The organism is Prevotella sp. HJM029 (assembly GCF_000599605.1).
Taxonomy (GTDB): domain Bacteria; phylum Bacteroidota; class Bacteroidia; order Bacteroidales; family Bacteroidaceae; genus Prevotella.
The window spans coordinates 19,604-30,479 of sequence record NZ_KK082665.1 but is presented as its reverse complement, the minus strand read 5'-3'; the positions used below and the strand labels follow the sequence as shown (position 1 = coordinate 30,479).

Here is a 10,876-nt window from a genome sequence, read left to right as displayed (position 1 = left end):
TTAACTTTCAAAGAAGCTTATATGAACAGATATAATAAAAAGACTGCCAAATGGCAGCAACAGAATAAGGGAGAGCAGAAGATGAACAAGACAGAGTTCATCAAGGTAAGATGCACCTTAGAAGAAAAGCAGCGTATCAAATCAAGGGCGGAAAGCGCTGGGCGGAAGTTCTCGGATTACTGCCGTGAAATTCTCCTAAATGGAGAGGTGGCAGCCGTTCCCAAGATGACAGAAAATGAAAGGGAAGCCATTGCCATACTTCAGCATACAGGACGGTTCTATGGGCAGGTTTCCAACCTCATCAAGGTCAAGGACGAAGATTGGCTACATATCACAAAGAACCTCTCGCTATGTGCCAAAGAAGCATTTAAGCGATTTTACGACCCGCATTTTCGTGTGGACGATGAGGTATATAAAGTCTTAAATCTAACAAGAAATGATAGGAAAATGTAAGGCGATAGCGCACGGCAGCACGGCTCTGGACTATATCTTCAGAGAGGGCAAACTCGGTAGTCGGCTTGCCTTCCATAATCTTTGCAGCAGGGGACCGAAGGCTATCTACGAAGAAATGAAGATGGTCAGCGATTACAACACACTGTGCAGAAATAAGTTTCTCCGTATCGAAATCGGCATCGCACCGCAGGACGATAAAAAACTGCCCGTGTCCGAACTGATGAGAATAGCCCATCTATTTGCCAAGCGAATGGGACTTGACAACCACCAATTGGTAGCGGTAACGCACAAGGACACCAACAATATGCACATCCATATCATTGCCAACCGCATTAGTCTGTACGGAGAGGTCTATGATACTACCTTTGTGAGCAACAAGGCAGCGAGAGTGGCGGAGGAAATAAGCAGAGAGAAAAACTTGACTATCGCAAAGGAGGTCAAGGCGAAGAAGAAATATCAAAAGACAAAAGCCAGTCCAATGAGAGAGCAGATGAAGCAGCAGGTGCAGAAGATTTGCTATGCCTTGCTTGATAAGTACAAAGGTACAGGCATCACAGGGCATTCCATGTTCCTCTACGAGTTAAACAAAAACGGGATAGCCATAGAGCGCATGAAGAACAAGCAGGGCAAGGTCTATGGCTTGAGGTTCTCATTCGCAGGACAATCTTTCAAGGCTTCCGAGATAGGCAGGGAGTTCGGCTACCGTTCCTTGCAGAAAAACTTTGAAATAACCAACAAGGAAGAACCAAAGAAAACATATCGAATAATACAAGAGGCAACAGAAAAGAAAGAACAACCTGATGCAGGTTATCAACTTGTGTCTCCAAGTCGTTCCTCTATCTCACGAGACAATGACACGCCACAAGCGCAGAACTCCATTGGTGCAGTGGCAGACACCATCGTTGGTGCAGCCGATGATGTGGTGGAAGGGTTGGGCGATTTGATTACACCAAGTACACAAGGCAATGACTATGCTGAAACAGCGTGGCAGCGCAAGCTCAGGAACCAAGCCAACAGAAAGAAGAAGCGAGGACGTGGATTGTAGTCCAATCACAAATCGCATTATAAAAGTGCAGAAAGAAGAATATCTCATTAAAAACGCTTGTTGTTCGCCAGCAAAGTATTATCTTTGCAAAAAGAATAACAAGCGTTCTTTGTTAGGCAGAAAACAGCGAAGCCAAGTAGCTCGCTCGTTTCCAAATCGTTACCAGTATAGTTATACTAAAAAGGTAACTTCTTTATTTTCAGTTAGATACACTTTAATAAATATCTTGGCGGGTAAAAACCATGCTTTTATCGCAAGCATCATGCTTGATGGTTAATTTTGTTGTGTGCAACTATAGAAGTAACCAGCAGTCCCTGTAATAATTGAAACTAAGCCTAATATGAGTAGGGAGTTGCTGTGTTGTAAAAATGAAATCCTTGTCGAAGTGAGGAGTAGCACTCCTATATAAACAAGAGGTAGACTAATCTTTCCGTAGAGAAGTCGAAGTTGATATAATCTATGTCGTTTCATATATAGATATGTATTTCTCGACAAAGTTACAAAAAAATTTGTTTATGTCGCAAAAAGGCTGTACTTTTGCAGCGCATTTAGAGACTTTAGCTGTTTTTCTGCGATATCTCTAATGTGTTTTATGTATATAATTAATTAATTCAATTTAGTTTAGTATGAATCAATACGAAACCGTTTTCATTTTAACTCCCGTTTTGTCTGATGAACAGATGAAGGAAACGGTCGCTAAATTCAAGAGTCTACTAACCGATAATGGTGCAGAGATTCTGAACGAAGAGGCTTGGGGACTGAAAAAAATGGCCTATGCCATTGACAAGAAGTCTACAGGATTCTATTGTCTAATAGAATTCAAGGGCGAACCAACAATTGTAAATACACTCGAAACAGGCTATCGCCGTGATGAGAGAGTGATTCGTTACATGACAACACGCTTAGATAAGTATGCGGCTCAGTATGCAGAAAAGCGTAGAAGTAAATATGCAAAAAAGGCGGAGGCTTAATTATGTCAGAACAAAAGAAATCAGAAATCCGTTATTTGACAGCTCCTTCAATTGAGACACGTAAGAAGAAGTATTGTCGTTTTAAGAAGAGTGGGATTAAGTTTATTGACTATAAAGATCCTGAATTTTTGAAAAAGTTCTTGAATGAGCAAGGTAAGATTTTACCACGTCGTATTACAGGTACTTCTTTGAAGTATCAGCGTCGTGTAGCGCAGGCAGTTAAGCGCGCACGCCAAATTGCATTGCTCCCTTATGTAACCGATTTGATGAAATAATTAAGGAGGACTCATTGGTATGGAGATTATTTTAAAAGAAGATATTATCGGACTTGGATACAAGAATGATATTGTAAATGTAAAAGGCGGTTATGGTCGCAACTTCCTTATACCTACAGGGAAAGCAGTTATAGCTTCGGCCTCGGCGAAAAAAGTCTTAGCTGAGGATTTGAAACAGAAGGCGCATAAGTTAGCAGCAATTAAGGCAGAAGCAGAGAAGCGAGGTGCTAAACTTGAAGGCATTGTTTTAACTATTACAGCAAAGGTAAGTGCAACAGGAGCATTGTATGGTTCTGTAAATGCAGCTATTGTTGCCGAAGAATTGGCTAAAAAGGGCATAGATGTTGATCGTAAGATTATAACTATGCGTGATATTAAGAAAGTTGGAGAAGGTGAGGCTACTATTCATTTCCACAAGGATGTTGAAGTTAGAGTCCCTGTGATAGTAGTTGCAGAAAATGCACCTGAGGTAGTTCCGGCTGAGAAAGAAGTTGTCGAAGTTGTCGAGGAATCGGCAGCGGAATAAGTAAATTATTCAGTATTGCACTGTAAAGCAAATCTATATCTATCCCGAGACCTATTATTGGTTCTCGGGATTTTTTTTGTTCAATGCTTTAATGTCTGCTTTTTTTTGTACTTTTGTGCAATCAATTAAAATCAATAATAAAAAAGATATGAAAGCATTTGTGTTTCCAGGGCAAGGAGCCCAATTTGTTGGTATGGGAAAAGAGCTTTATGAAACAAATTCTAAAGCTAAAGAATTGTTTGATAAGGCTAATGAGCTTTTAGGTTTTAAGATAACCGATATCATGTTTGCAGGAACCGATGAACAGCTTAAGGAAACAAAGGTTACGCAGCCAGCTGTTTTCTTGCATAGCGTTATTCAAGCTTTGTGTTTAGGTAGTGCTTTTGACGCAACAATGGTTGCAGGACATTCTTTGGGGGAATTCTCAGCCTTGGTGGCTGCTGGTGCTTTGAACTTTGAAGATGGTCTATGTTTAGTTGCTGCACGTGCTAATGCAATGCAGAAAGCATGTGAGAAAAATCCTGGTACTATGGCTGCAATTATTGGCCTGCCAGATGAGAAGGTTGAAGCTATTTGTCAAGAGGTGAGCAGTACAGGGAATATTGTTGTTGCGGCAAACTTTAATTGTCCAGGGCAATTAGTTATCTCAGGGAATGTAGATGCAGTGAATGCAGCTTGTGAAAAATTGAAAGAAGTTGGTGCAAAACGTGCATTGCCTTTGAATGTTAGTGGAGCATTTCATTCTCCCTTGATGCAACCTGCAAAAGATGAGTTGCAAGCAGCTATAGAAAAAGTAGACTTTCATACTCCAAAATGTCCTATCATACAAAATGTGGATGCAAAGGCACATATCAATGCTGCTGAGATTAAAGCAAACTTAATCGCTCAATTAACAAGCTCTGTTCGTTGGACACCCAGCGTACAAGAGATGATTACAATGGGCGCGACTGAGTTTGTTGAATGTGGACCAGGTAAGGCGTTGCAGGGCATGATAGCCCGTATTAGCAAAGGAGTTAATGCTCATGGTCTGGTGTAATGCAGAATAAACTCCTTGTTTATCAAGTATTACCACGTCTTTTCGGCAATCGTAATCAGACTCGCAAGGAGTTTGGTTCGATTGCCGAAAATGGTTGTGGAAAGTTTTCGTCTTTTACCTTAGACCGATTAAAACGACTCAGTGCACAAGGCTTTTCTCATATTTGGTATACGGGTGTGTTGCGGCATGCTACTCAAACTGATTATAGCGATTTTAATATACCTCAGCAACATGCAGACGTTGTAAAAGGTAAAGCAGGCTCACCTTATGCAGTGGCCGATTATTATGATGTTGATCCTGACTTAGCGGATGATGTTCTGTGTCGTATGCAAGAATGGGAAGCTCTAATAAATCGTACACATACTGCTGGCTTAAAAGTAATTATGGATTTTGTTCCTAATCATGTAGCGCGGGAGTATCAATCGATTGCAAAGCCTGCAGGTATACATGATTTGGGTGAGGAAGACGATGTCAGTAAGCATTTCTCTGTGCTGAATAACTTCTATTATTGTTGGGGAAAGCCTCTTAATTTGGAGAATATTGTAAAACATTCTTCTTATGTAGAGCAACCAGCAAAGGCTACGGGAAATGATTGTTTTAATGCAACACCGCAGAGAAATGACTGGTATGAAACCATTAAACTCAACTATGGTGTCGATTATTGTGATGCAGGTGGGTGTAGTGAGCATTTTTCACCGATGCCTCGTACATGGATGATGATGCTCGATATCCTATTGTTCTGGGCTTCAAAAGGCATCGATGCATTTCGATGTGATATGGCAGAGATGGTTCCTGAGGCTTTTTGGCAATATGCAATATCTGCAGTGAAACAACGTTTTCCGCATATCGTGTTTATTGGCGAGGTATACAATCCCTCGTTGTATAGGCTTTATCTCCAAAGTGGCTTTGACTATCTCTATGATAAGGTAGGCATGTATGATTGCTTGCGGAGTGTAGTACGTGGTGAATGTGATGCTACAGCTATCACAAAAGTTTGGCAAGCAACCGATGACATCCATACTCATATGCTTTATTTCTTAGAAAATCATGATGAGCAACGCGTGGCCAGTGACTTTTTTGCTCACGATGGGCAGCGAGCATTGCCTGCTGCTACTGTAGCTTTGCTATTGCGAACAAATCCCTTTATGCTTTATTTTGGGCAAGAGTATGGTGAGCGTGGAATGGATAAAGAAGGGTTTAGCGGTATTGATGGGCGTACAACCATTTTTGATTATTGGGCATTAGACACACTTCAGCGGGCACAGGCTATTCCACAACGGCTTACATCAGCCGAACTGCAATTGCAAGAATGTTATGAGAAGTTATTACGAATAGCAGCAGAGGAGGAAGTTATTCAGGAAGGGGAGTTTTTTGATCTGATGTATGCTAATTTTAATCGCAATGATTTTGATGTGCATACTGAGTATGCTTTTATTCGTCACACAAAGTATGATAAACTGCTTGTGGCTGTAAATTTTGCCTCAGAGGATAAACTTACGGGCGTATTCTTGCCAGCACATGCCTTTGATTGTTGTCAGCTCCAAGAGTGCAATGTCAAAGCTTGTGATTTGATGACAAATGTAATGGTAGAGCTACAACTTAGGCGTGATACGGCATTATATGTCAATATTCCAGCTTTTGGTATGTGCATTCTGAAATTCAGTGTATGAAGAATACCATTCATTAGATTAGTAAATTAAAATATTATAATAAGAAACATGAAAGAAGTTAACCAACAAGAGTTGAATCGTAATTTAGCACAGATGCTAAAAGGCGGAGTTATTATGGATGTCACCACTCCTGAGCAAGCTAAGATTGCTGAGCAAGCTGGTGCATGTGCCGTGATGGCTTTAGAGCGAATCCCTGCTGATATTCGAGCAGCAGGAGGAGTCTCGCGTATGAGTGATCCTCGGATGATTAAAGGAATTCAAGCTTCGGTGTCTATTCCCGTCATGGCGAAGTGCCGCATTGGTCATTTCGTAGAGGCACAAGTGTTGCAGGCTATCGATATTGATTATATTGATGAGAGCGAAGTGTTGTCTCCAGCTGATGGTGTTTACCACATCGACAAGACCCAATTTAAGGTTCCTTTTGTCTGCGGTGCAAAGAATCTTGGAGAAGCATTGCGCCGTATAGCTGAAGGTGCGACAATGATTCGTACAAAGGGTGAACCTGGAACAGGTGATATAATTCAGGCGGTAACCCACATGCGTGCAATGCAAAGTGAAATTCGCCGTATATCCAGCATGGCCGCCGACGAACTTTATGAAGCAGCAAAGCAATTGCAGGTTCCTTATGAGTTAGTGTGCTACGTGCATGATAATGCCAAGCTTCCTGTAGTAAACTTTGCTGCAGGTGGAGTCGCAACTCCTGCTGATGCTGCGCTCATGATGCAATTAGGTGCTGAAGGCGTATTTGTGGGTAGTGGCATCTTCAAGAGCGGAAATCCAGCTAAGCGCGCAGCTGCCATTGTGAAAGCTGTTACAAACTATCAGGATTCAGCATTAATAGCTGCGCTCAGTGAGGATCTTGGCGAGGCTATGGTGGGCATCAACGAACATGAAATAGAACTTTTAATGGCAGAGCGAGGCAAATGAGAATAGCCGTATTAGCTTTACAGGGAGCTTTTGCTGAGCATCGAAAAATGTTACAGACATTGGGAGTCGAGAGCTTTGAGGTGAGGCAGGCTACCGATTGGAAGCAATCAAAAGATGGATTAATTCTTCCAGGTGGAGAGAGTACTGTGCAATCAAAACTATTGAAAGAGTTGCATCTACTTGATGCATTGCGACAGGACGTTTGCAATGGATTGCCAGTGTTTGGCACTTGTGCAGGACTCATACTTTTGGCCCAGTATGTGGAGAATGATGAGCGTGAGCGGCTGGGGACAATGGACATCACAGTGAAGCGTAATGCTTATGGGCGTCAAACAGGTAGTTTCTTCACCGAAGATAATTTCGCAGGACAGACTATTCCTATGTCATTCATCCGTGCACCTTATATTAGTAAGGTTGGAAATGATGTCGAAGTGCTTGCCACTATCGATGGGCACATTGTGGCAGCCCAACAGGGCAATCAACTTGTGACGGCTTTTCATCCAGAATTACTTACTGATACCACGGTGCATCGACATTTTCTATCGATGGTCAAGGCAATGAAGATGGATAAAGCCCCTTTTTCATTCAAACCATCTTAAATAACGCTGTGTAATTTTCGCATGGCAGCAAATTGCATTTTGAAAGCGTGTTCTGAGTAGTCTATTTCCCAGTTACATTCATGCAAAACGTGTTCGGGCGCGCCCGAACACGTTTTACATCCCTGCAACAAGGCTTCGGGCGCGCCCGAACGAGTTTTACATCCTTGCAGCAAGGTTTCGGGTGCGCCCGAACACGTTTTACATCCTGCAGCAAGGCTTCGGGTGCGCCCGAACACGTTTTGCACCTTGCAGCAAGGTTTCGGGTGCGCCCGAAGCTATAAATTCTGCTTAAAAAAGGCTGGCAATGAATGCAAGAAGAGCCAAACCTCCTTGTTTGCAGATAATTTTAGGATTGCTTGTGAGCCTGCCGAATACTGCGACTGAGATGATGAACTGGTGGAATACCTTTATGTAATATGGTATCCCACCAGGTTATAGTGATGAAACAAATATGATTACTTGTCCTCAACAGCTGCTTGTGCCGCCGCTAAGCGTGCAATAGGCACACGGAAAGGAGAGCAGCTTACATAGTCAAGTCCGACACGATGGCAGAATTTCACCGAACTGGGCTCACCACCATGTTCACCACAGATACCGCACTTGAGGTCGGGGCGGGTAGAGCGACCTTTCTTTACAGCCATCTCTACCAGTTGTCCAACACCCGTTTGGTCTAACACTTGGAAGGGGTCGACCTTTAGAATCTTCTTTTCCAAGTAAACAGGTAAGAAGCTGGCAATGTCGTCACGACTGTATCCGAAGGTCATCTGCGTGAGGTCGTTTGTTCCAAAGCTAAAGTACTCGGCTTTTTTGGCAATGTTTTCTGCTGTTAAGGCTGCGCGGGGAATTTCAATCATTGTCCCAACTTTGAATGGAATTTCTATACCTTCTTTTTCAAACAAATCTTTTGCCGTAGCACGAATGACTTCTTCTTGCGCATCAAACTCATCAACAATACCTATCAATGGCACCATAATCTCGGGTTTCGGATTATAGCCTTCCTTTTTCAAGTCGATGGCTGCGCCTAAGATGGCACGTGTCTGCATTGCTGTAATCTCAGGATAGGTGTTTCCCAAGCGACAACCACGATGACCCAGCATGGGGTTGTGTTCGCTCAGCGAATTGACACGGCGCTGAATTTCTTCTATAGAAACGCCCATTTCCTCAGCCATGATGCGTTGGCCTTCTAAATCATGAGGTACGAATTCATGAAGTGGAGGATCTAAGAGACGTACGTTTACGGGATAGCCATCCATAGCTTTTAAAATGCCATAGAAGTCTTGCCGCTGATAGGGGAGCAACTTTTCGAGTGCACGCTCACGCCCTTCCTTGCTGTCGGCAAGAATCATTTCGCGCATTGCTTTGATTTTCTCGTTCTCAAAGAACATGTGTTCTGTGCGGCACAAGCCAATACCCTCTGCGCCAAAGTTGCGTGCTACCTCAGCGTCATGTGGTGTGTCGGCGTTGGTTCGTACTTTGAGACGACTATACTTATGGCATAAATCCATGAGTTGTGCAAAATCTCCCGTTACTTCGGCTGGCTTTGTCGTTACCTCTCCCAAATAAACTTCACCTGTAGAGCCATTAATCGAGAGATAATCACCCTCATGAATGATGTTACCATCGATTTCGGCTGTGCGTGCTTTGTAGTTGATGTTGAGTGCTCCTGCACCGCTGACACAACATTTGCCCATGCCACGTGCAACCACAGCAGCATGACTTGTCATGCCACCTCGTGCTGTTAGAATTCCCTCTGCAGCACTCATACCTGCTAAATCTTCAGGGCTGGTTTCTATGCGCACCATCACCACTTGCTTACCCTCTTCGTGCCAGCGTTCGGCATCGTCAGCAAAGAACACCACCTGACCGCAGGCAGCACCCGGACTGGCGGGCAAACCACGCGTCAAGGTTTTAGCTTTTGCCAATGCTTCTTTGTCGAATACAGGGTGGAGCAATTCATCTAATTTATTGGGCTCACAGCGTTCCAAAGCTGTCTTTTCATCGATTTCACCTTCATGCAACAAGTCCATTGCTATCTTTACCATAGCCGTACCTGTGCGCTTACCATTACGGGTTTGTAAAAACCACAAGTGGCCTTCCTGCACAGTAAATTCCATGTCTTGCATGTCGTGATAATGGCGTTCGAGTTTTGCTTGAATATTGTCGAGTTGTGCAAAAATCTCGGGCATCGTTTCTTCCATTGAAGGATATTTTGTTGCACGAATTTCTTCGTCGATTCCTTGCAGTTGTGCCCAGCGAATGGAACCTTCTTTGGTGATTTGCTGTGGTGTTCGTATGCCTGCTACAACGTCTTCTCCTTGAGCATTAACCAAATATTCGCCATTGAAGATATTTTCGCCTGTTGCTGCATCACGACTGAAACAAACGCCCGTTGCAGATGTATTGCCCATATTTCCAAAGACCATAGCCATGACGCTAACAGCTGTTCCCCATTCTGCGGGGATTCCTTCCATCTTGCGATAGAGAATGGCACGCTCGTTCATCCACGAGTCGAACACGGCGCAGATAGCCCCCCATAATTGTTCCATGGGGTCGGTGGGGAAGTCTTTTCCTGTTTGCTGTTTGATGGCCTCTTTGAAGCGTTTCACCAGCAGTTTGAGCTCGTCGACATTCATTTCGTTGTCAAGCGAGATGCCGCGCATGCCTTTCACCTCAATGATGATGGCTTCGAAGGGATCGATATCCTCTTTGTTCACGGGTTTCATGCCCAGGACAACGTCGCCATACATTTGCACGAAGCGGCGGTAGCTGTCGTAGGCAAATCGTTCATTGCCCGTCTTGCGTGCAAGCCCTTCAACGACTTCATCGTTCAAGCCGAGGTTGAGGATGGTGTCCATCATGCCTGGCATACTGGCTCGCGCGCCCGATCGAACGCTTACCAATAAAGGATTTTCGACGTCGCCGAACTTCGATTTCATGAGGCCTTCAACATGCTTTACGGCCTGTTCGACTTCGTTTTTTAATAGTGCGACAACTTTTTCTTTTCCTTTTTCGAAATACTCATTGCAGACATCTGTTGTGATGGTAAATCCTGGAGGGACAGGAATGCCAATCAAATTCATTTCGGCTAAGTTGGCGCCTTTTCCGCCGAGCAGATTTCTCATGTCTGCTCTTCCCTCAGCTTTGCCGTTGCCAAACGTATAAACTCTTTTCTCGCTCATAGTAGCTTAGGTGTATAAAAATGTTTTATATTGTTTTATTTAATTTGTTGCAAATATACACATTTATGAAAAGACGCCAAACTTTTTTAGGTTGTTTTTGTAAGGTGGAGCTTGCATTTTTCTGCTTTTTAAGCGAACGACAGCAGGAATATGCGAAACATTCCTGCTGTCAGAGGGGTTGCGATGTTGTCAGTG

At 43.5% G+C, this 10,876-nt stretch carries 11 protein-coding genes; 10 read left to right on the top strand and 1 reads right to left on the bottom strand.

Annotated features, from left to right (window positions below; all coding sequences use genetic code 11):
- Positions 1-21 precede the first annotated feature (21 nt).
- The 10 genes from X919_RS0108425 to pdxT all read left to right on the top strand — a co-directional run bounded on the left by X919_RS0108425 (position 22) and on the right by pdxT (position 7,502).
- Positions 22-453, top strand: a complete 432-nt coding sequence (locus X919_RS0108425; protein ID WP_028899736.1) for a plasmid mobilization protein — start codon at positions 22-24, stop codon at positions 451-453.
- Positions 437-1,498: a relaxase/mobilization nuclease domain-containing protein gene (locus X919_RS0108420; RefSeq protein WP_028899735.1), complete on the top strand. Its 1,062-nt coding sequence runs from the start codon at positions 437-439 to the stop codon at positions 1,496-1,498. The genes X919_RS0108425 and X919_RS0108420 overlap by 17 nt, the downstream gene beginning before the upstream one ends.
- Positions 1,499-1,523: 25 nt before the next feature.
- Positions 1,524-1,775 carry a hypothetical protein gene (locus tag X919_RS16140; RefSeq protein ID WP_081759446.1) on the top strand — a complete coding sequence of 84 codons (252 nt, stop codon included), beginning with the start codon at positions 1,524-1,526 and terminating at the stop codon, positions 1,773-1,775.
- A gap of 349 nt (positions 1,776-2,124) precedes the next feature.
- On the top strand, positions 2,125-2,469 hold the full coding sequence (gene rpsF, locus X919_RS0108410; RefSeq protein WP_028899734.1) for a 30S ribosomal protein S6: 345 nt from the start codon (positions 2,125-2,127) through the stop codon (positions 2,467-2,469).
- 2 nt (positions 2,470-2,471) lie between these two features.
- Positions 2,472-2,744, top strand: coding sequence for a 30S ribosomal protein S18 (gene rpsR, locus X919_RS0108405; protein WP_028899733.1), 273 nt, complete (start codon positions 2,472-2,474; stop codon positions 2,742-2,744).
- A gap of 19 nt (positions 2,745-2,763) precedes the next feature.
- Positions 2,764-3,270, top strand: a complete 507-nt coding sequence (gene rplI / locus X919_RS0108400) for a 50S ribosomal protein L9 (protein WP_028899732.1) — start codon at positions 2,764-2,766, stop codon at positions 3,268-3,270.
- Positions 3,271-3,418: 148 nt separating this feature from the next.
- Positions 3,419-4,306 carry an ACP S-malonyltransferase gene (gene fabD, locus X919_RS0108395; protein WP_028899731.1) on the top strand — a complete coding sequence of 296 codons (888 nt, stop codon included), beginning with the start codon at positions 3,419-3,421 and terminating at the stop codon, positions 4,304-4,306.
- Positions 4,306-5,976, top strand: coding sequence for an alpha-amylase family protein (locus tag X919_RS0108390; RefSeq protein ID WP_028899730.1), 1,671 nt, complete (start codon positions 4,306-4,308; stop codon positions 5,974-5,976). The genes fabD and X919_RS0108390 overlap by 1 nt, the downstream gene beginning before the upstream one ends.
- A gap of 48 nt (positions 5,977-6,024) precedes the next feature.
- A complete protein-coding gene (gene pdxS / locus X919_RS0108385; RefSeq protein ID WP_028899729.1) occupies positions 6,025-6,903 on the top strand; it encodes a pyridoxal 5'-phosphate synthase lyase subunit PdxS in 879 nt (292 codons plus the stop codon).
- Positions 6,900-7,502 (top strand): pyridoxal 5'-phosphate synthase glutaminase subunit PdxT, encoded by a 603-nt coding sequence (gene pdxT, locus X919_RS0108380; RefSeq protein WP_028899728.1) that lies wholly within the window; start codon positions 6,900-6,902, stop codon positions 7,500-7,502. The genes pdxS and pdxT overlap by 4 nt, the downstream gene beginning before the upstream one ends.
- 455 nt (positions 7,503-7,957) lie before the next feature.
- Here the strand turns inward: pdxT and ppdK are convergent, their stop codons facing one another.
- Complete coding sequence (gene ppdK / locus X919_RS0108370) at positions 7,958-10,681, bottom strand: pyruvate, phosphate dikinase (RefSeq protein WP_028899726.1); 2,724 nt, start codon at positions 10,679-10,681, stop codon at positions 7,958-7,960.
- Positions 10,682-10,876: the final 195 nt, after the last annotated feature.